This window comes from Cupriavidus sp. AU9028, assembly GCF_019795295.1.
Lineage (GTDB): Bacteria > Pseudomonadota > Gammaproteobacteria > Burkholderiales > Burkholderiaceae > Cupriavidus.
This window is the reverse complement of the sequence record NZ_JAIMCG010000004.1, coordinates 55873-76033: the sequence shown is the minus strand read 5'-3', so window position 1 is coordinate 76033 and position 20161 is coordinate 55873. Positions and strand designations below refer to the sequence as shown.

General features: G+C 67.2%; 20 protein-coding genes. 6 read left to right on the top strand and 14 right to left on the bottom strand.

Annotated features, from left to right (window positions below; all coding sequences use genetic code 11):
- Positions 1 to 6: 6 nt before the first annotated feature.
- From ispE to K6V06_RS05935, 3 genes are read right to left on the bottom strand one after another with little or no spacing between them, the layout of a single operon-like run.
- On the bottom strand, positions 7 to 879 hold the full coding sequence (gene ispE / locus K6V06_RS05945; protein WP_222240973.1) for a 4-(cytidine 5'-diphospho)-2-C-methyl-D-erythritol kinase: 873 nt from the start codon (positions 877 to 879) through the stop codon (positions 7 to 9).
- A 7-nt stretch (positions 880 to 886) separates the two neighbouring features.
- Positions 887 to 1504: a lipoprotein insertase outer membrane protein LolB gene (gene lolB / locus K6V06_RS05940; RefSeq protein ID WP_222240972.1), complete on the bottom strand. Its 618-nt coding sequence runs from the start codon at positions 1502 to 1504 to the stop codon at positions 887 to 889.
- 43 nt (positions 1505 to 1547) lie between these two features.
- The gene (locus K6V06_RS05935; protein ID WP_255581631.1) at positions 1548 to 3494 is read right to left on the bottom strand and encodes a tetratricopeptide repeat protein; all 1947 of its coding nucleotides are present in this window, start codon (positions 3492 to 3494) and stop codon (positions 1548 to 1550) included.
- Between the two features lie 142 nt (positions 3495 to 3636).
- On the opposite strand from K6V06_RS05935, the gene mutM reads away from it, so the two are divergent.
- Both mutM and mutY read left to right on the top strand, forming a co-directional pair.
- Positions 3637 to 4521, top strand: coding sequence for a bifunctional DNA-formamidopyrimidine glycosylase/DNA-(apurinic or apyrimidinic site) lyase (mutM, locus tag K6V06_RS05930; protein WP_222240971.1), 885 nt, complete (start codon positions 3637 to 3639; stop codon positions 4519 to 4521).
- Between the two features lie 81 nt (positions 4522 to 4602).
- Positions 4603 to 5790 (top strand): A/G-specific adenine glycosylase, encoded by a 1188-nt coding sequence (gene mutY, locus K6V06_RS05925; protein WP_222240970.1) that lies wholly within the window; start codon positions 4603 to 4605, stop codon positions 5788 to 5790.
- Between the two features lie 25 nt (positions 5791 to 5815).
- On the opposite strand, the gene K6V06_RS05920 is transcribed toward mutY, so the two are convergent.
- The 11 genes from K6V06_RS05920 to K6V06_RS05870 form a co-directional block, all read right to left on the bottom strand.
- The gene (locus K6V06_RS05920) at positions 5816 to 6469 is read right to left on the bottom strand and encodes an LON peptidase substrate-binding domain-containing protein (RefSeq protein WP_222240969.1); all 654 of its coding nucleotides are present in this window, start codon (positions 6467 to 6469) and stop codon (positions 5816 to 5818) included.
- 69 nt (positions 6470 to 6538) lie between these two features.
- Positions 6539 to 7420: an RNase adapter RapZ gene (gene rapZ / locus K6V06_RS05915; protein WP_222240968.1), complete on the bottom strand. Its 882-nt coding sequence runs from the start codon at positions 7418 to 7420 to the stop codon at positions 6539 to 6541.
- A 115-nt stretch (positions 7421 to 7535) separates the two neighbouring features.
- Positions 7536 to 7838: a PsiF family protein gene (locus K6V06_RS05910; protein ID WP_222240967.1), complete on the bottom strand. Its 303-nt coding sequence runs from the start codon at positions 7836 to 7838 to the stop codon at positions 7536 to 7538.
- 104 nt (positions 7839 to 7942) lie between these two features.
- Positions 7943 to 8914 carry an HPr(Ser) kinase/phosphatase gene (gene hprK / locus K6V06_RS05905; RefSeq protein WP_222240966.1) on the bottom strand — a complete coding sequence of 324 codons (972 nt, stop codon included), beginning with the start codon at positions 8912 to 8914 and terminating at the stop codon, positions 7943 to 7945.
- Between the two features lie 66 nt (positions 8915 to 8980).
- Positions 8981 to 9436 (bottom strand): PTS IIA-like nitrogen regulatory protein PtsN, encoded by a 456-nt coding sequence (gene ptsN / locus K6V06_RS05900; RefSeq protein ID WP_222240965.1) that lies wholly within the window; start codon positions 9434 to 9436, stop codon positions 8981 to 8983.
- Between the two features lie 389 nt (positions 9437 to 9825).
- A complete protein-coding gene (hpf, locus tag K6V06_RS05895) occupies positions 9826 to 10176 on the bottom strand; it encodes a ribosome hibernation-promoting factor, HPF/YfiA family (RefSeq protein WP_222240964.1) in 351 nt (116 codons plus the stop codon).
- Positions 10177 to 10225: 49 nt separating this feature from the next.
- Positions 10226 to 11698, bottom strand: a complete 1473-nt coding sequence (locus tag K6V06_RS05890; protein ID WP_222240963.1) for an RNA polymerase factor sigma-54 — start codon at positions 11696 to 11698, stop codon at positions 10226 to 10228.
- Between the two features lie 158 nt (positions 11699 to 11856).
- Positions 11857 to 12678 (bottom strand): LPS export ABC transporter ATP-binding protein, encoded by an 822-nt coding sequence (lptB, locus tag K6V06_RS05885; protein ID WP_255581628.1) that lies wholly within the window; start codon positions 12676 to 12678, stop codon positions 11857 to 11859.
- Between the two features lie 98 nt (positions 12679 to 12776).
- Complete coding sequence (gene lptA, locus K6V06_RS05880) at positions 12777 to 13427, bottom strand: lipopolysaccharide transport periplasmic protein LptA (protein WP_222240962.1); 651 nt, start codon at positions 13425 to 13427, stop codon at positions 12777 to 12779.
- 107 nt (positions 13428 to 13534) lie between these two features.
- The gene (gene lptC / locus K6V06_RS05875; RefSeq protein WP_222240961.1) at positions 13535 to 14158 is read right to left on the bottom strand and encodes an LPS export ABC transporter periplasmic protein LptC; all 624 of its coding nucleotides are present in this window, start codon (positions 14156 to 14158) and stop codon (positions 13535 to 13537) included.
- Positions 14159 to 14164: 6 nt separating this feature from the next.
- Positions 14165 to 15148 carry an SIS domain-containing protein gene (locus K6V06_RS05870; RefSeq protein ID WP_222240960.1) on the bottom strand — a complete coding sequence of 328 codons (984 nt, stop codon included), beginning with the start codon at positions 15146 to 15148 and terminating at the stop codon, positions 14165 to 14167.
- On the opposite strand from K6V06_RS05870, the gene K6V06_RS20645 reads away from it, so the two are divergent.
- The 4 genes from K6V06_RS20645 to K6V06_RS05855 all read left to right on the top strand — a co-directional run bounded on the left by K6V06_RS20645 (position 15147) and on the right by K6V06_RS05855 (position 20160).
- Entirely contained in the window at positions 15147 to 15269 is a 123-nt protein-coding gene (locus K6V06_RS20645) for a hypothetical protein (RefSeq protein WP_255581627.1), read from the top strand. The two genes, K6V06_RS05870 and K6V06_RS20645, sit on opposite strands and share 2 nt — an antisense overlap.
- A 133-nt stretch (positions 15270 to 15402) precedes the next feature.
- The gene (locus K6V06_RS05865) at positions 15403 to 17382 is read left to right on the top strand and encodes a monovalent cation:proton antiporter family protein (protein ID WP_222240958.1); all 1980 of its coding nucleotides are present in this window, start codon (positions 15403 to 15405) and stop codon (positions 17380 to 17382) included.
- A gap of 181 nt (positions 17383 to 17563) precedes the next feature.
- A complete protein-coding gene (locus K6V06_RS05860) occupies positions 17564 to 18136 on the top strand; it encodes an adenine phosphoribosyltransferase (RefSeq protein WP_222240956.1) in 573 nt (190 codons plus the stop codon).
- Positions 18137 to 18402: 266 nt separating this feature from the next.
- Entirely contained in the window at positions 18403 to 20160 is a 1758-nt protein-coding gene (locus K6V06_RS05855; RefSeq protein WP_222240954.1) for a Na/Pi cotransporter family protein, read from the top strand.
- Position 20161 lies beyond the last annotated feature (1 nt).

The following is a 20161-nucleotide window of genomic DNA, read 5'->3' as shown; positions in this document are numbered from 1 at the left end:
AACTTGCTATGCGAACGCTGCGAGCGGGTGGCGCGCCAGACTTCTCGCACACCTGCCATCCCATTCGGGTGGCAACCGCTCCAACACCTGTTGCGCAGCTTGCTCGTCTTCATAACGGGCAAACACACAGGCACCGGAACCGGTCATCCTTGCATGGGGACTGTATTGTCTCAGCCATTCAAGGGCTCGGGCAACCTCGCCGAACTTCGCTGTCGCTACCGCTTCCAGATCGTTGCGACCGAAAGCGAATTTGTTTGTGCAAGCAGCGAAGTCCGTAACTATAGAGACGGGCGTATTCCTTGTCAAGCGTTGGTCAGCAAAAATTGTTGCTGTTGGAACATGCTGGCGCGGATGAATGACCACGAACCAGCTTTCCGGCAGTTCCACACGGGTCAGGCGCTCGCCCACGCCCTCGGCAAACGCATTGTCGCCAAAGATGAAGACGGGTACATCGGCGCCCAGCGACAGGCCGATCTGCATCAGCGTCTCCCTGGGCAGATGCAGCTCCCACAGGCGGTTCAGCGCAAGCAGGGTGGTGGCCGCATCCGAGGAGCCGCCGCCGATGCCGCCGCCCATGGGCAGCACCTTGTCGATCTCGATCCGCACGCCCCAGCGCGAGCCGGTGGCCTGCTGCAGCGCGCGCGCCGCCCGCACCGTCAGATCCGATGCTTCGGGCACGCCCTCGATGGCATTGGCCCTGACGATGCGGCCGTCGTCGCGCCGTTCGAAGTGCAGCGTGTCGCTCCAGTCGATCAGCTGGAACGCGGTCTGCAGCAGGTGATAGCCATCGTCGCGGCGGCCGTTGACGTGCAGGAACAGGTTGAGCTTGGCCGGCGCGGGGCAGTCGCGCAGGATGGCCGGTGAAGACGCGAGGGACATCGTGCGCTCACCGGCTTGCGCCCGGCGGGTCGATCACCAGCTTGACCGACATCGGGCCGCTGCCGCCTTCCTCGCGTGCCAGGTCGATGCGGCGGGGCAGGGAGCCCCGGCCATCGGCCGCCGGCTGCCAGGCGGCGTACTGCACGGTCCAGCCGTCCTGCGCCAGGGTCGCCAGGCGCCCCTGCGCATCGCGGGTCGCGGTGGCGGGGCGGCCGGGGGCCGGGCGCGCCTGCAACCAGTCGCGCATGCCGGCCACCGGCAGGGCAAACCCAAGGCTTTGCTCCAGCAGCGCATCGACCTCGGGCGCATTGCGGGGGGCTTCGTTGGGCAGGTCCAGCGTGGCGCCCGACGGTGTGGCCGTCACCACGGCCAGGGTCTGCCCGAGCGGAGAAATCAGGTCCAGTCGCACGTTGCGCCCCTGCTCGCGCCAGTGAAAGCTGCCCTGCACGCCTTCCTCGCGGCCGTAGCGCACGTAGTTGGCGGCAAAGCGCCCGCTGTATTCGCTGACGCGGGCGTCGGCGGCGGTGTCTTCAAAAGAGCGCGACGGCGTCACGCTCGCGCAGGCGGCCAGCCATAGCGGCGCCGCGAAGCAAAGCAGGGCGGTGGTACGTCGTAGTCGAATCATGCGTTCTGCAGGAAGGAGCGGCCGGGCGCGCCGGCCGCCCGGTTCAGCGCGAGGGCTGTACGTTGTAGCGCTTGAGCGTGTCGATCAGCGTTTCGTTCTCGGGATCGGCCCGCCATGCCTCGGTCCAGGTCTGGCGCGCGGCGTCGCGCTCGCCCAGGTTCCACAGCACCTCGCCCAGATGGGCGCCGATCTCGGCCTCGGGCGCGCGGGCCCAGGCGTTGCGCAGCAGCTGCGCGGCCGGCTGCAGGTCGCCCAGGCGGAATTTGACCCAGCCCAGGCTGTCCATGATGTATGGGTCGTCAGGGCCCAGTTCGGTCGCCTTCTCCAGCAGCTGCAGCGCCTCGGGCAGCCGCACGTTGCGATCGGCCAGCGAATAGCCCAGCGCGTTGTAGCCCTGCTTCTGATCGGGCTTGAGCGCGATGAACTGGCGCAGCCGCTTCTCCATGCTGTCGTAGCGCTTCTCGCGCTCATCGAGCATGGCCAGCTCGTACAGCCATTCGGCGTTGCCGGGCTCGGCCTTCAGGCGCTCATCCAGCAGCTTGCGGGCGCGGTCGTAGGCCCGCACCTCGATCAGCATGCCGATCTCCGCCTGGCGGATCGCGGTGGTGCGCTGGCCGCGCAGCGTCGCGTCGTCGATTGCCTCGGCGTCGGCCAGCATGTCGCCGAACACCGCCTGGGCATCGTCAAGACGCCCCATCCGGGCGAGGATCTGCGCACGGCGCACCGCAGCCGCGGCGGCCAGGCGCTGGTCCTCGATCCGATCCAGCCATTCGATCGCGGCAGGATAGTCCTTGCGCTCTTCGGCGATCTGCGCCAGGTACTGGTAGGCGACGTCGGGGTTCGAGGTCGGCGATTGCTCGGCCAGGCGCAGATACTCGCGCAGATACTGCTCGGCCTCGTCCAGCCGCCGCGCCTGCAGGCCGGTCAGCCCGAGAGCGAGCGGCACGCGCGGATCGTTGGGCGCGACCTGGCGCAGGGCCTCGAACTCGCGGCGTGCCGCGTCCATCTGGTTGCGCTGCAGGTAGAGGCGCGCCAGCGTGATGCGACCGTTGACCGAGGCCGGCGCCTGCTCGAGGAACTTGCTCAGGCCCGCGATCGCCTGCTCCGGGTCCGAGTCGGCGCGCAGTTCGGCAGCCATCAGCGCGGCCGCTTCGTAGTCCTGGCGAATGCGCAGCGCCTGGTCCAGCTCGGCCAGGGCGCCCGGGATGTCGCCCGCGGTTTCCCGCGCGCGCGCCAGCGCAAGGCGCGTTTCCGCCGACTTCATGTCGTTGGCCACCAGCCGCTGCAGCAGCGCGGCGGCGCCGGCCGGATCGCTGGTGCGCGAGAGCTGCTGCTGCATCTGCAGGATCGCCTCGGGGCGATGGCTCGGCGGCACGCCGTTCAGCTGCAGGGCCAGCAGCGGTTCCGCTTCGTCCCAGCGCGCGTTGAGCACGAGCAGTGTCGAGAGGACCTGGCGCGCGGCCGGCGAGGTCGGCGCCAGCTCGCTCCACAGCCGCGCGGCGTCGAGCGACTGCTGGGCGATCCGCGCATTGAAGGCGATCTCGGTGGCGCGCTGGGCGAAACGCGGATCGCGCGTCGAGCGCGCCAGGTTCAGGTAGGTGCGATAGGCCGCGCCCGGCAGGCCGCGCTGCGTCGACACCTCGGCGGCCAGCACCTGGTACATGATGTCCGAGGTCAGCGCGATCGCGGGCAGCGGCATCTTGGGCGGCAGCGGGCTGGCGGGCGTCGGCTCCAGTTCCGTGTCGGCGCCAGTGACGAACGACGGCGTGTCGGCGCCTTCGTCGGACTGGGCGGCCTCTCCTGCCGGGGCCGCCTGGGCCAGCTGCGCAGGGCGGCTTGCCGCGCAGGCGCTCAGCGGGATGGCCGCCATGCATGCCGCGAGCGTCAGCGGCAGCAGTCGGCGCGCCAGCGTCGCGCGTTCGGCCGGCTCGCGGCTCGGGCAGTCGGTGATGCGATCGGAACGATGGGAGCGGTCCAAATGGTCCGGCATGAAATGAACTCCGGCCCCTGGCGGCCATGTGACTAGTACAGGCATTGTAGCGTGCCGCTACAATGCCCTGCTCGTTGCCGCCCTCGGTCATCGGCCGGACGGCAGGCTTGCCTTTTGGAGTCGTGGAGCAGGGAGAGGTTCGATGCCGGAATTGCCGGAGGTGGAAGTCACCCGGCGGGGGTTGGTGCCACACGTGACAGGCGCGCGAATCGTTGGCGTCGCGGTGCGCCATCGCGGGCTGCGCTGGCCGGTACCGGATGACCTGGAAAGCTGCCTGGCCGGCCGCACCATCCGCCGGGTCGAGCGCCGGGGCAAGTATCTTTTGCTGGAGTGCGCGCAGGAGGCGGGGGGCGGGCAACCGCTGGACGCCGGCTGGTTGATCGTGCATCTGGGCATGACCGGCACGCTGCGCGTGCACCCGCATGCGGCGCAGGCAGGCGAGGCGCCTGCCTACGGCCTGCATGACCATGTCGACCTGCTCCTTCAGTCCCCATCGGGGGACCGTCTCACGCTGCGCTACCGCGACCCACGCCGCTTCGGCGCGGTGCTGTGGAGCACCTTGAGCGAAGCGGAGCTGGCCGGGCATCCGCTGCTGCGCGGGCTCGGCGTCGAACCGTTCGATCCGGCCTTCGATGGCCAGCTGCTGTACCGCCAGACGCGGGGCCGCAGCGCCGCCATCAAGACCGTGCTGCTGGCCGGCGATATCGTGGTGGGCGTGGGCAATATCTACTGCTCCGAGAGCCTGTTCCGCGCCGGTATCCGGCCCACCACGCCGGCGGGACGGCTGTCCGCGCAGCGCTGCGAGCGTCTTGCGCAAGCCGTGCGCGAAACGCTGGCCGAGGCGATCGCGCGCGGCGGCAGTACCCTGCGCGATTTCGTGGGCAGCGATGGCGCCAGCGGCTACTTCCAGCTCGACTGCTTCGTCTATGACCGCGCCGGCAAGCCGTGCCGCCGCTGCGGTACGCCGATCCGCCAGATCGTGCAGGGGCAGCGCTCCACCTTCTACTGTCCGCAATGCCAGAGATAGGTCGGCGCCAGGGGCCGGCTCGCCGGGGGAGTATCATGGCGCCCCCCGTCGCCTCGCGCCGCTGACCGTCTGCCGTCCATCATGCCCCGCCGCAGCTCTTCCCCCACGCTACCCGCTCCCGCCGCCACGCCGCAGGCGCCGACGCTGCCGGCCGACTTCGGCGAGCGCATCGTCCGCTGGCAGCGCGCGCATGGGCGTCATGACCTGCCCTGGCAAAACACCCGCGATGCCTATCGCATCTGGCTGTCGGAGATCATGTTGCAGCAGACGCAGGTGGCGGCCGTGATCGGTTATTACCAGCGCTTCGTTGCCGAGTTTCCCGACGTGGCGGCGCTGGCCGCCGCCCCGGCGGAGCGGGTGATGGCGTTGTGGGCGGGCCTCGGCTACTACTCGCGTGCGCGCAACCTGCATCGTTGCGCTCGCATCGTGGTCGAGCAGCACGGCGGCGTCTTTCCCTCGGATCCGGCGCTGCTGGCGACGCTGCCCGGCATCGGCAGGTCCACCGCCGCCGCCATTGCCGCCTTCAGCGCGGGGGTACGGGCACCGATCCTCGATGGCAACGTCAAGCGGGTATTCGCCCGCTGCTTCGGCATCGAAGGCTACCCCGGCGAGAAGGCGGTCGAGAACCGGATGTGGGACATCGCCGCGCAGGTGCTGCCCGCGCCTGGGCCCGCCCAGGCCGACGACATGGTCGCCTACACGCAGGGCCTGATGGACCTCGGCGCGACGGTCTGCACGCGCGGCAAGCCGGCCTGCCTGGTGGATCCATCGCGCTGCCCGCTCGCCGATCGCTGCGTGGCGCTGCGCGACGGGCTTACCGCGCGGCTGCCCACGCCGCGCACCCGCGCGCCCTTGCCGGAGCGCAGCACCGTGATGCTGCTGATCCGGCACGGACGCAACGTGCTGCTGCGCCAGCGTCCGGAGCAAGGCATCTGGGGCGGACTGTGGAGCCTGCCGGAGATGCCGGTGTCCGGCATCCCGTTCGATGACGAGGCGGCGCAGGACGACGCAATGGCCAACGCCGCCGCGTTCGGCGTGACGGGGCACGCCACCATGCTGGCGGAGCTGACCCATGTCTTCACGCATTTTCGGCTGCATATCCGCGTGATCCGCGTCGACATGGCGGCGCGCTCGCTGCAGGACGGGGAACCCGCGGTGCTCGGCGGCGGCCCATGGCGCTGGATTTCGCTCGATGCGCTGGACGCGGTGGGTATGCCCGCGCCGGTACGGGCGCTGCTGCAAACGCAGGCGCGGCCCGCGCTGTTCTGACCTCGCGCAGGCCGGCGGCCTCCGTTCAGAGGATGTGGTTCTGCCGCATGAAGCGATGCAGGATCTCGATGCGCATGCCGGCGTCGGGCAGCGCCATCAGCATCTGTCGCGCCTTCAACGGGAGCGGCAGCATTTCGCAAAGCCGGTAGCCGACCCATGACGAGTCGTCCCAGCGCAGCGGCTCGGCGAACGGCAGCTGATGCTGGTCCTTCTGCAGCGTGGCGACGATCCGCCTCAGCGCCGACACGCACTCGGCCAGCAGCTCCAGCTTGCAGTCGGGAATATCCTCGGGCAGCAACTCCGCAGTGGCGACCATCAGGCCGTCATCCATCGTATGGTGCTCGAGGATATGAAATCGCTGGCCGCCGCGCGCCTCGATCAGCAGCAGGCCCAGCTGCTCCATGTTGCAATCGACGATGGTGGCGAGGCACCCGATGGGCTCCGGTACGGTCGGCGCTCCCGGCCGTGCCACTTCGTTGCCGCTCTCGATCAGGCAAACGCCGAATGGCGATTGATCGCGCAGGCAGTTGCGCACCATGTCGACGTAGCGCGGCTCGAAGATCCGCAACGGCAGGCGGCCACCGGGGAACAGCACGGTGTGCAGCGGAAATAGCGGCAGGTTTTCCAGCGGTGGCAGCGCCGGCGTCGAGTTGTGGGGCGAGTTGGCGTTGAGCGACATGCGATCCTTGGGGGGATTACGCTGCCGGTGGACGCGGTCCACCGTACCGGATGCCGCCGCCGGCGAGGCTCAGCTCACGGGCGCCAGCTCGCGGTGTCTGACCAGCACATTACCATGCGCCCGGAAGTAGTTGGCAAGTCTTTCCGCGATGTAAACCGAACGATGCTGACCGCCTGTGCAACCGATTGCCACTGTCAGATAGCTGCGGTTGTCCGCAACGAAACTTGGAAGCCACTTCTCCACATAGGCCCGGATATCCTCGGCCATTGCCAGCACCATCGGCTGGCTCTGCAGGAAGTCGATGACAGGCGTGTCGCGGCCCGTCAGCGCGCGCAACTGCAGGTCGTAGTAGGGATTGGGCAGCGAGCGGACGTCGAAGACCATGTCGGCGTCGCTGGGCACGCCGTGCTTGAAGCCGAATGACGTGAACAGCAGCGTCAGTTCGAGCGTGTCATCGCGGATGAAGTCCTTGATCCACGCGCGCAGCGTGTTGGTGCGGACGTTGCTGGTGTCGATGCGATGCGCGGTTTCCGCCAGCGGACTGAGCAGCTCGCGCTCCATCTCGATCGCCTCGATCAGCGGCGTATCGTTCAGCCCCGGCGCCACACCCTTGTCGCCGGCAGTGGTGCGCACGGACAGGGGGTGACGGCGACGGGTTTCCGAGTAGCGCTGGACCAGGCAGTCAGTACTGGCGGTCAGGAAGACGACCCGTACCTCGTGTTGCGCAGACAGGCTGCGCAGGGTCTCGGGCAGCCGCGCCAGCGACTCGCGGCTGCGAATGTCGGTGGCGATGCCAAGGTGCGTGTAACCCTCTTGCGCCAGGTAACTGGCCAGCTCAGGGATGAACTGTGCCGGCAGGTTATCGACGCAGTAGTAGCCCGCGTCTTCCAGCACGTTCAGCGCAACCGATTTTCCGGAACCGGAGATGCCGGTGATAAGAACGATCCGCATAACGGACAAGCATAGCATTGCGTGATTGCCACGTCATGACAGGAACGAGGACGAATCGCCCGAAAACGTGCTGGCCGGCAACGCCGGCCCCTGCCGCGCGGCGAACCGCGACGAATCACGTGGCCTGGCATTTCTTCATGAACGCCTCGCGCTCGTCGCCCTTGCGGCCTTCGGCGCGGCGGCTGCATTCCTTCAGTTTGATCTGGCGCTGGTTCTCGACGGCCGGGACCTGGCGTCCCACGCACTGCTTGATGTAGACCTCGCGCTCGTCCGCCGGCATCATCTTCGCTTCGACCTCGCAGTGCCTGCGACGCTGCTCCGGATCGTTCCCGGGGCCGCGCCCGCTGGAATCCTGTGCGAAGGCATTGGCAGCGAGCAGCGTACCGAGCAGCAGGCTGGTCGCGATGGTGTGCTTCATGGCTTTCTCCTGGCTGGATGCCGATCGGCCTTGCCAAGGTGAAGGCCGGGGCGCATGCGTGCCATTACCGCATGGAAACCGCCCCGCGCAAATCGTCGCTTCTCCTACAGCAGCCGGCCCTGCCCCCGGGCCACCGCATCGGCCTGCATCGCCGCGCGCTGGCGGTCCATGAAGTCGCGCAGGGTATCGATCCCGCGCAGACGCAGTATCGTGTTGCGCACCGCGGCCTCGACCAGCACGGCAAGGTTGCGGCCGGCCGCCACCTGGATCTTGACCATGTGGATGGGCAGGCCGAGCACATCGAGATACTGGGAATCCAGCGGGAGCCGCTCGAACTCCCCGTCGTTGCGCCGCACCAGCTGCACCACCAGCTTCAGCTTCATCTTGCGGCGTACCGCGGTCTCGCCGAAGATCGTCTTGATGTCGAGCAGGCCCAGGCCCCGCACTTCGAGCAGGTTCTGCAGCAGCGGCGGGCAGCGGCCCTCGACGAAGTCCGGCCCCAGGCGCACGAAGTCGACCGCATCGTCGGCGACAAGGCCGTGGCCGCGGGAAATCAGTTCCAGGCCCAGTTCGCTCTTGCCCAGGCCCGACTCGCCCATGATCAGCACGCCCATGCCGAGGATGTCCAGAAAGACGCCGTGCATGGTGACGCGCGGCGCCGAAATCCGCGACAGATACAGCCGCAGGTGGTCGATCACCGCGGCGGAGGACACCGGCGTGGTGAACAGCGGTGTCGAGGAACGGGTACACCGCAGCTCGAGATCGGGCGGCGGCTCCATGCCGTCCGCGATCACCAGGAAGGGCGGCTCCAGCAGGATCAGCTCGCCCATTTGCCGCTTGCGGGTTTCGTCGTCGAGCCGCTGGTAATAGGTGATCTCGGGCTTGCCCAGAACCTGGATACGGTTCGGGTGGATCAGGTTCAGGTGACCGACGAGATCGGCCGCCGAAGTCGCCTCGCGGGCGAAGTCCAGATCGAACGCGCGATCCGCCCCTTCCAGGCCCGCTACCCAGGAGAGTTTGAGGTCGGCTGCGTTGTCGTCGAAGATCGACTGGGAGGTAACGCCGGTCAGTTCCATGCTGTCAGGTACGGGGGCCTGCAGGGCCCATCGCGCGCACGCGACTGCCCCAATGCTGGCGAAGAATCAAGGATGCCACTGCACCAGCAACTGGTGGACGGCGTCGGGGGTCGGAAGCGTCGTGAGCCCATCGCGCATCTCGCGATCGGACAAGAGCTGTGCAATTTCCGACAGGATTTCGAGGTGCTGCTGCGTCGCCTGCTCGGGAACCAGCAGGAAGATCAGCAGCGCGACGGGCTTGCCGTCGGGCGACTCGAATGGAATGGGTTCGGCCAGCCGCATGAAGGCGGCAAGCGGCTGCTTCAGTCCCTTGATGCGCCCGTGAGGAATCGCCACACCGGCGCCAAGACCTGTCGATCCGAGCGACTCGCGGGCGAACAGGTTGTCGGTGACCGTAGCGCGCGCAACGCCGTGGTTGTTCTCGAACAGCAGGCCCGCCTGCTCGAAAACACGCTTCTTGCTGGTCACGCTGACGTCAAGGGAAATATTGCCCGGCGGCAGCAGTTTAGCCAAACGGTTCATTTAGATGCGCGGAATTCCTTTGCTGGCATCGCTGCGCGGCTTGGAGTCCTGTACAGGCCGACCCGCCGCGTTCTGTCGCGATACCCGTTTGCGCCGCCGCTCCCCGACGATGAGCGTGCGGCGATTATAGTGCAGGGTTTGAACCTGCCTGCCCGATGCGCCATCCCCGCCCGCATCCGGGGCGCGAGACTTGCATTCTCATAGATGTATTAGAGAGCATACACCGGGAACGGTATGAGACGAAACCCCGATTGGTGCGTTGCGGAACCCTACAGCAAAAAGCCGTGCACGCTGGCACGGCTTTCCAAGGTCACCGGCTTGTGTTTTCCACGCCGGCTCGCGCGGCCGACCGCTACGCAACGCATCGGCCGACCTGGTCACTAAAGCGACTATTGCTGCATCTGTGCGGCGGCCATCTGGTACTTGACCGCTTCGCGGTCATGGCCCTGGACCTTGTCCTTGTATCGGATGACCTGACGATCGAGCTTGTCCACCACCATGTCGATCGCCGCATAAAGGTCCTCATGCTGCGTTTCGACGAAGATATCCTTGCCCTTGAGGCTCAGGATGACCTCCGCGCGCTGGCGACGGTCCTTTTCCTTTTGATTATCGAGGGACAGCAGCACGGTAACGCCAGTGACCTGATCGAAATGCCTGACGATGCGCTCCAGTTTCGTTTCCACGTACTCACGCAGAGGGGGCGTGATGTCGAGGTGGTGTCCACTGATCTTCAGATTCATAGCACTTCTCCTTCTGAAAGAACCGCACCAGGCAGGCGACGCGGTTCGGCTACAAAGACCTGCGAAGGTTCATGGCCGGGATCTTCAAGGCTTCACGGTATTTGGCAACGGTACGCCGTGCCACGACAAAGCCTTGTTCCCCCAGTAGTTCGGCAATGCGGCTGTCCGATAGCGGATTTCTGGGGTCTTCGGCTCCAATGAACTGCTTGATGAGCGCGCGTATGGCTGTGGAGGAGGCCGCACCACCGGTTTCGGTGGAAACATGGCTGCCGAAGAAGTACTTCAGCTCGAAGGTCCCCATGGGGGTGGCCATGTATTTATTGGTCGTCACGCGAGAAATGGTCGACTCGTGTAGACCCAGTGTATCGGCTATCTCCCGCAAAACCAAGGGGCGCATGGCGATTTCCCCGTGGGTGAAAAAGTTGCGTTGCCGCTCCACGATGGCTTGTGCAACGCGCAAGATCGTGTCGAAGCGCTGCTGGATATTCTTGATGAGCCAACGCGCTTCCTGCAGCTTCTGTTGCAGCCCGGCGGCACTGGCATCGCCTTTCGCACCGCGCAAGATCTGCGCGTACATATCGTTGATACGCAGCCTCGGCATCACATCCGGATTCAGTTGCGCGGTCCAGCCGCTGGAGCCCTTGCGCACGAACACGTCGGGCACGACGAAATCCGCTTCCGGGCGGCTGTATGCATGGCCCGGGTAGGGCGCCAGCGATCGGATCAGGTCGTGGGCGGCCTTCAGGGCGATATCCTCGACCTGCAAGGCCTTCTTCAGACGGGTGTAGTCGCGGGCAGCCAGCAATTCCAGATGATGGTTGACGATGGTCAGCGCCAATTCGCGTTGCGGATGCTGCAGCCGGCGCAACTGCAGGGTAAGGCATTCCGCCGCATTGCGCGCCCCGACTCCGGGGGGGTCGAAGCTCTGCAGCAGCGTCAGGATCGCCTGCAACTCTTCCAGTTCGAACTCCAGTTCTTCCGGCAGTTCCTCAAGAATTTCTTCCAGAGAGGAGCCGAGGTAACCGTCGTCGCCAAGCGACTCGATCAGGAAGATGGCCAGGCCCTTGTCCCGGGCGGAAATCTTCAGCGGCGTCAGCTGTTCCATCAGGAACTCGCGCAGCGTCGGCTCGGCCTCGCGCAACTGCAGCGGGGTCTTGTCGTCCTCGTCGCCCTGTGGGCGGCGGGCGAAATCTTCCAGGCTCCAGTCGCCGCCGTAGTCCTCGCCATTGCTGTCGGGATAGGCTTCGTCGGCGCCGTTCTCGGCGCGGTTCTCGCCGTTCGGCGGGGCGTCCGCGGGGGCCGCGGACGTGCTGGTCTGCAGATTGACCGATCCGTCCGCGGCGACACGCAGGGGACTTTCGATCCAGTCGTTTTCGCGTTCGAGCAGCGGGTTCTCGGTCAGGGCCTGTTCGACTTCCTGCTGCAGTTCGAGGGTGGACAACTGCAGCAGCCGGATCGACTGTTGCAGTTGCGGCGTCAGCGCCAGATGCTGGGATAGGCGAAGCTGTAGCGACGGTTTCATGCAGCCTATTTTATGCCCACTTTTGGCCGCGATGGAACGGAAGTTGCTACGAGTTTGCTATCAGATGTTTCCTACGCCGCGCGCCGAAGTGGCGGTGGGGGCGCTCGGCTGTGAGCGGGGCGAGGTGGGAGGAAGACCAACCCCTCTCCCCGCGGCACCTACATCCGGAAGTTCTCGCCCAGGTACACCCGGCGCACGGACTCGTTGGCGATGATCTCCCTCGGCTCGCCCGCGGCCAGCACCGCGCCCTCGCTGATGATGTAGGCGTGGTCGCAGATGCCGAGCGTCTCGCGCACGTTGTGGTCGGTGATCAGCACGCCGATATTGCGCGCCTTCAGGAAACTGACGATGCGCTGGATTTCACCCACCGCGATCGGGTCCACCCCGGCGAACGGCTCGTCCAGCAGGATGAACCGCGGCGAGGAAGCGAGCGCACGCGCGATTTCGACCCGGCGCCGCTCGCCGCCCGACAGCGACAGCGCGGGATTGTTGCGCAGGTGGCTGATCTGCAGATCGTCCAGCAGGCCGTCCAGGCGCCGCTTGATCTCGTCATTGCCCAGCGGCTTGCCGTTCTGGTCCCGTTGCAGCTCCAGCACGGCGCGCACGTTCTGCTCGACGTTCAGCTTGCGGAACACCGAGGCTTCCTGCGGCAGGTATGACAGCCCCATGCGCGCGCGCTCGTGGATCGGCAGTCCGCTGATGTGGGTGTCGTCCAGGATGATGTCGCCTTCGTCCAGCGCGACCAGGCCGACGATCATGTAGAAGGAGGTCGTCTTGCCGGCGCCGTTGGGGCCGAGCAGGCCGACCACTTCCCCGCTGCGCACGTCCAGGGAAACATCCTGCACCACGGTGCGCGAGCCATAGCGCTTCTTCAGGTGCCGGACCACCAGGTTGCTGGAGTCGGTCCGGACGCTGTCGGGGCGGACGGCGGCGCTGGTGGCGCTGGCGGCGTTGTCGTTAACGGTGTCTGCGACGGACATATTGGGGGCGGTCCTGATGAGCGGGCGTCGATGCCGGGCGTGTCGAACGGAAACGGGCCGGGACGGCCCGATGCTGCTGTAGCAAGGAACGGGCGCGGCTACTGGCGCGCGGGGGCCGGCGACGGCCGCAGCTGGACGCCGCCGCCCGTCGCATTGGCGTTGCCATCGCCGCCCTGGCTCTGGCGCGGCGACAGCACGGCGCGCACCCGGCCGGATGGCGTGCCCGGCGCCGCATTGCGGCTGTCGCCGGCGGCCGTATAGAACTCGTGGCGGGCGTCGTAGGTCAGCACCGCGCCGCGGATCTCGTCCACCTGCTTGCCACCGGCCAGCCGCGCCATGCGGGCGTTGCCGATCAGCTTGGCGATCTCCTGCTTGCCGTCGTACTCGATGCGGTCACCCCAGCCGTCGATGTACTCGTCGACGTTGTCGCGCTTCTGGCGGATATAGGCCTGCCGCTCGCCCTTGGAGGTGGCAACGGCGTACTGGTAGCCCTCGGGATCGGTACGGACCTGCGCGGCATCGGACTTCAGCAGCATGGTGCCCTTGGTCAGCACCACGTTGCCGGTGAGCGTGTAGACCTGCTTGACGTCGTCATAGCTGGCGTTGTCCGCTTCCAGCACCAGCGGCTTGTCGCGGTCGGCCTGCTCGGCAAGGGCGGGCGCCGAGCCAAGCAGCACGAGGGCGCCGCTGGCCAGGGCGAGCAGGGCGGTGAACAGTCGGCGAGCGTGAAGCGTCGATGTTGAGGTCATGGTTGCCACGGTGGCGGTCTGGGTTCGAATACCTGGGGTCGAGTAGGGGGTGCGCAACGGCGCCGGGGCCCCGAGCCGGGGCAGGGCGAGCCGCGCAGCCTGCGGTGTCACTGGTTGCCGCCGTTGCGGGGCGTCGTCACGATGGTGCCGCGCACGTTGCCAAGCAGGTCCACCTCACGGGTGACATTGTTGAAGACCAGCCCGTTGGCGTGCATCACCGAGGGGCCCCGGGTCAGCGTGACAGGCTTGTTCGTCTTGACGATGTCGTCGTTGACCAGCAGCTGGAAGTAGCTGGACGTGGCGGTCATCTGCGGGTCCTTGGAGGGATCGGCGCCCGGCACGCGCATGATGCGGGCGTTGCCGAACAGCTCGACCACCGAGGCGTCGGCGTTCATCTTGCCGACGTCCGCGTGACCGGTCACCGGCGGGCGGTCCGGCTCGTACGAGCGCATTGCAGGGCGCGTCACCTCGTAGGTCTGGTCGTCCTCGTAGTGGACCATGCGGTCGCCGGTGAAGCGCAGCTTGGTGCTGCCGTCTTCGGCAAGCTCGGTCGCGGTGAAGCTGTCCATGTAGTAGTCGGGCACGTGGCGCTTGACCCGCTCGCCGTCGGACACCTCGCGCGGGGTGTTGATCTGCACCAGCCAGAAGGTGCTGCCGGCGACCAGCGCCATCAGCAACAGCGGCATCAGGCGCATCGCCAGGCGGGACAGGGAGGACATCAGATCGCGCATGGCGGGTCAGATCACCTTGGCACGGGTCAGGTCGTGGATGTGCAGCGCGCCGACCAGGCGCGACTCGCCGTCGGTCACCAGCAGCTGGTTGATCCGGTTGGTCTCCATGATCTGCACGGCCTCGACCGCGAGCTGGTCCGGCCCCACGGTCAGCGGGCCGCGATGCATGACCTCGCCGATCGGCACGGTCTTCCAGTCGCGCGGCGTTTCGAGCAGGCGGCGCAGGTCGCCGTCCGTGAACACGCCCACGGCGCGCCCATCGTCGTCGACCACCGCCGTCATGGCCATGCCCTTGCGGGTGATTTCCATCAGCGCCTGTGCCAGCGGCGTGCTTTCGCGCACCTCGGGGACGGCGTTGCCGGTGCGCATGACGTCGCGCACATGGGTCAGCAGCTTGCGGCCCAGCGCGCCGCCCGGGTGGGAGCGGGCGAAATCCTCCTCGCCGAAGCCGCGCGCATCGAGCACCGCGACGGCCAGCGCATCGCCCAGCGCCAGCGCGGCGGTGGTGCTGGCGGTCGGCGCCAGGTTCAGCGGGCAGGCTTCCTTTTCCACGGCGGCGTCCAGATGGACGTCGGCCAGCTGCGCAAGGTTCGAGGCGGCATTGCCGGTCACCGAGATCAGCTGCGCGCCGATGCGCTTGACGATCGGGATGATGGACAGCAGCTCGGAGGTCTCTCCGGAGTTGGAGAAGGCAATCACCACATCTTCCCGCGTCACCATGCCGAGGTCGCCGTGGCTGGCTTCGGCCGGATGGACGAAGAACGCCGGCGTGCCGGTCGAGGCGAGCGTCGCGGCGACCTTGCGGGCGATGTGGCCGGACTTGCCGATGCCGGACACGACCACGCGGCCCCGGCACTGCAGCACGATCTGCACCGCACGTGCGAAGTCCTGGGTCAGGCGGTCCGACAGCGACGCGACGGCCTGCGCTTCGATCTGAAGCGTGTCGCGTGCGAGCTGGAGTGCTCTATCGGCATTGAAATTAGCTATCATGGCGACGAAGTATACCAATGAATGCGATGACGCCTCGGCCCGCTGCCGCGTCCGCCGTGGCGTCCGCGTGGCATTCACCGTGGCGTCCGGGACCCTGCATGGCCCGTCGGCGTTCCAGTGACAATCGGCCAGGCGCGGCGCGCTCGCCGTACCGCCACTTGCCGCGCGCCAGTCCCGTGGCGCCCCTGGTCCGCTCTTTTCTTGGCCGTTCACGCCTTCGGCCGGCCCTCACCCCGCTTTCCCGTCACCGCACGATGCATTCTCCGCTCGATCTGGCTCTTGTCCTGCTGGCCGCTGCCGTGCTTGGCGTGGTGATGTTCCGGATGCTGCAACTGCCGCCGATGCTCGGCTACCTGGCCGTGGGCATCCTGATCGGCCCGCACGCGCTGGGGCTGGCAACGGACAGCCAGCAGACCAAGTACCTGGCCGAGTTCGGCATCGTGTTTTTGATGTTCACGATCGGCCTGGAGTTCAGTCTGGCGAAATTGCGGTCGATGCGCCGGCTGGTATTCGGACTCGGCGGCAGCCAGGTGGTTCTGACCATGCTGGCCTGGCTTCCCTTCGGCTGGCTGCTGGGATGGGCCTTCGAGCTGTCCTGGCAAGCGTCGCTGGCGCTCGGCGGCGTCTTCGCCATGTCGTCGACGGCCATCGTCTCCAAGATGCTGTCGGAGCGGATGGAACTGGCCACCGAGCACGGACGCAACATCTTCAGCGTGCTGCTGTTCCAGGACCTCGCGGTGGTGCCGCTGCTGATCGTGATTCCGGCGCTGTCGCGCGACCCGGCGGAACTGCCGGCCGCGCTGGGCCTGGCGATGATCAAGATCGCCGCGGCGCTGACGCTGATCTTCGTGCTGGCGCAACGGGTGGTCAGCCGCTGGTTCCATGTGGTGGCGGCGCGCCGCTCGCAGGAACTGTTCATGCTGAACCTGCTGCTGGTCACGCTCGGCATGGCGGCGCTGACCGAGCGGCTGGGGCTGTCGATGGCGCTGGGCGCCTTCATGGCCGGCATGCTGATCGCGGAGACACCGTACCGGCATCAGGTGGAGGAAGACATCAAGCCGTTCCGGGACGTACTGCTGGGGCTGTTCTTCGTCACCATCGGCATGCTGCTGGACGTGCAGGTGGTGTTCGACCACATCTGGCTGGTGCTGTTGCTGCTGGTGGTCCCGGTGCTGTTCAAGCTGTTGCTGGTGGCAGGGCTGGCGCGGCTGTTCGGCTCGCGTCCCGGCGTGGCGATCCGCACCGGCCTGGGCCTTGCCCAGGGCGGCGAGTTCGGTTTCGTGCTGCTGAACCAGATCGGCGCGCTGGGCCTGGTCGATCCGGTGCTGATCCAGGTGATCCTGGCGTCCATGCTGCTGTCGATGCTGGCCGCGCCCTTCCTGATCCAGTACAGCGAGGCGATCTCGCTGCGCTTTGCCTCCAACGAGTGGCTGATGCAGTCGCTGAACATGACACGCATCGCCGCGCAGAGCCTGCAGACCGAGAAGCACGCGATCATCTGTGGCTACGGACGCAACGGGCAGAACCTGGCGCGGATGCTGGAGCGGGAAGGGATCAGCTATGTGGCGCTGGACCTGGACCCGGACCGCGTCCGCGAGGCCGCGGCGGCAGGCGATACGGTGGTCTATGGCGATGGCGGCCGGCGCGAGGCGCTGATCGCCGCAGGCATCCACCGGGCCGCGGCGCTGATCATCACCTATGCCAACACGCCTTCGGCATTGAAGGTGCTGCACCACGTCCATGAACTGGAGCCCGGGCTGCCGGTGATCGTGCGGACCGTCGACGATGCGGACCTCGATGTGCTGCAGCGCGCTGGCGCCACCGAAGTGGTGCCCGAAATCGTCGAAGGCAGCCTGATGCTGGCCTCGCATGCGCTGGTGCTGCTCGGGGTGCCGCTGCGGCGCGTGGTGCGGGGCGTGCAACAGGCCCGCGATGCGCGCTACAGCCTGCTGCGTGGCTACTTCCATGGCCGCGACGACGAAGAGGACATGATCGAGCACGACACCGTGCGGCTGCATTCGGTGTCGCTGCCGCTCGATGCCAGTGCGGTCGGGCAGCGGCTTGGATCGCTTGGCCTGGAGCATATCGGCGTCGAGGTGACGGCCGTGCGGCGACGCGGCATCCGCGCCTTCGATCCCCAGCCGGAAACCGTGTTCGAGCCGGGCGACATCGTGGTGCTGCGCGGCACGCCCGAGGCGCTGGAGGCGGCCGAGCGCCGCATCACCGAGCGCTGAGGCGGCTGGCGTCGCAGGCCGTGCTGGCCCTCAGGTAGGTCCGGGTGCCGCTGCCGGGCGCGTCGTGCTATCGTGCCGCCCTTCGTCCGGGCCGGCGCCGCGTCGTGATCGCCTGTTGCAGGCCTGGCGCCGATCCGGCACGCTATCCATCCCCGCAGCCCTTCGCTACCTCCGCACGATCATGGCAGACCACACCATCTCCTCGCCGCCGCTTGGCGATGTCACCACCTATCTGCGCGACCGTATCCGCACCGTACCCGACTGGCCGCAGGCAGGGGTGATGTTTCGCGACATCACGCCGCTGTTGCAGGACCCGAAGACGCTGCGGGTGCTGATCGACGTATTCGTGCACCGCTATATGGACGCGGGGCTGGACCTGGTGGCCGGCATCGACGCGCGCGGCTTCATCCTCGGCGCCATCGTTGCCTACGAGCTGAACCTGGGTTTCGTGCCGATCCGCAAGAAGGGCAAGCTGCCCTTCCAGACCGTTGCCGAGGAGTACGAGCTCGAGTACGGCAGCGCCACCGTGGAAATCCATGCCGATGCCTGCAAGCCGGGCGATCGCGTGCTGCTGATCGACGACCTGATCGCCACGGGCGGCACCATGATGGCCGGGCGCCGGCTGCTGGAGCGGCTTGGCGCCATCGTGGTGGAGGGCGCGGCGATCGTCGATCTGCCGGAGCTGGGCGGCTCGCGCCAACTCTTGGGCAGCGGCCTGCCGCTGTTCACGGTGTGCCGTTTCGAGGGGCACTGATGCAGCGAGGGCGATGCGCGATTGGCGCGGGCGGGCGCTTTGCCTTCCATGCGCGCGGATGCCGTTGCCCTTCCTGCGACGGCAGGCGCATAATGGCCGTTCATTCCTGATCCGACAACAAGTGCCGGGCGGCGATCGAGTCGTTGCAGTTGCGCTTGCAGTACCGCAAGGTCGGCGAAAGCCGCCAGTTCCGCCAAGTACCGCATCCCTTCACTGAAGACCGCAGAAGACGTTGATCCGCCGTACCGGCCCCATTAGGTGCCACCATGGGCGTATTGCTTCATCTCCTCTCGGGAGTCGCACTGCTGGTCTGGGGCACGAATATCGTCAAGGTTGGCGTGCTGCGCGTCTACGGCGCCAACCTGCGCCACGTGCTGAGCGCCAGCGTCGCCAATCGCTTCACCGCCTTCGCGGCGGGCCTGGGCGTGACCGGCCTGGTGCAAAGCAGCAACGCCACCGCGGTAATCGTCAGCTCCTTCGTCAGCCAGGGTCTCATCGCCGTTGCACCGGCGCTGGCCATCATGCTGGGGGCCAATGTCGGCACGGCACTGATGGTCCAGGTGTTTTCGCTGGACCTGTCGTGGCTGTCGCCGCTGCTGATCTTTGTCGGCGTGATCTGCCACCTCAGCTGGAAGGGCAGCCGCCCCGGTCACGTGGGCCGTGTGCTGATCGGCCTGGGCCTGATCACGCTTGCGCTCGAACTGATCTCCGATGCCACGCGTCCGGTGGTGGAGGCCGCCGGGGTCAAGGTGCTGTTCGCCAGCCTGACTGGCGATACCGCGCTGGACATGCTGGTCGGCGCCTTCCTGACGGTGCTGTCCTATTCGAGCCTGGCCGTGGTGCTGTTCGTCGGCGCGCTGGCCTCGGCCGGCGTGGTGGCATTGCCGGTGGCAATGGCGCTGGTGCTCGGTGCGAACCTGGGCTCCGGCGTGTCGGCCTTCCTCTCCACCAGCGGCAACAATCAGCCGGGCAAGCGCGTGACGCTGGGCAACCTGCTGTCGCGCCTGCTGGGCTGCCTGGTGGCGCTGCCGCTGCTGGACGAAGCCCAGGGCCTGCTGCGCATGATCGACGCCGATCCGCAGCGGCTGGTGGTCAATTTCCACATGCTGTTCAACGTGGTGCTGGCGGTGCTGCTGATCGGCCTGACCACGCCGCTGGCGCGCCTGTGCGAAGCGGTGCTGCCCGGACGGAACACCGGCGAGAGCCAGGTCACGCCACGGCATCTGGACCAGGCGGCGCTGACCACCCCCACGCTGGCGCTGGCCAATGCCGCGCGGGAGGTGCTGCGCATCGGCGACCGCGTCGAGCAGATGCTCGACAACATGCTGCGCGTGTTGCGCACCAACGATGCCAAGCTGGCGGCGGCGACCTGCCGGATCGATGACGAGGTGGACGATCTCTATACCGCCATCAAGCTGTACCTGACCCGCATCAGCGTCGAAGCGCTGGACGAGCGCGATGGCCGGCGCTGGACCGAAATCATCTCGCTCAACATCAACCTGGAGCATGCCGCCGACATCATCGAACGCATCCTGATGGACGCGCGCGAGAAAAAGATTGCCCACAACCTGGCCTTTTCCGAGGCCGGCATGCAGGAGATCACCGAGATGCACGGGCGGCTGGTGGCCAACCTGCGGCTGGGGCTGTCGGTGTTCCTCAACGGCGATCTGCGCAGCGCGCAGCAGCTGATGACGGAGAAGGCGACCTTCCGCGAACTGGAGCGCAAGTACGCCCATACGCATCTGCGGCGGGTGGCGACGCAGACCATCGAGAGCATCGATACCAGCTCGCTGCACCTGGACGTGATCAGCGACCTGAAGCGGCTGAACTCGCTGTTCTGCGCCACCGCCTACCCGGTGCTGGAGGAAGCGGGCGTGCTGAACATTAGCCGGATGAAGGAGGAGTCCGCCTCGGCGGCCGCCCCGTTGCAGCCGGTCACGATCGAGCCCGCGCGCCGCGAGCCGGACTCCGCGCCGGCGCCCGGGCTGGCGGACGCGCACGCCCGCCGGCCCCGGGAGGCCTAGC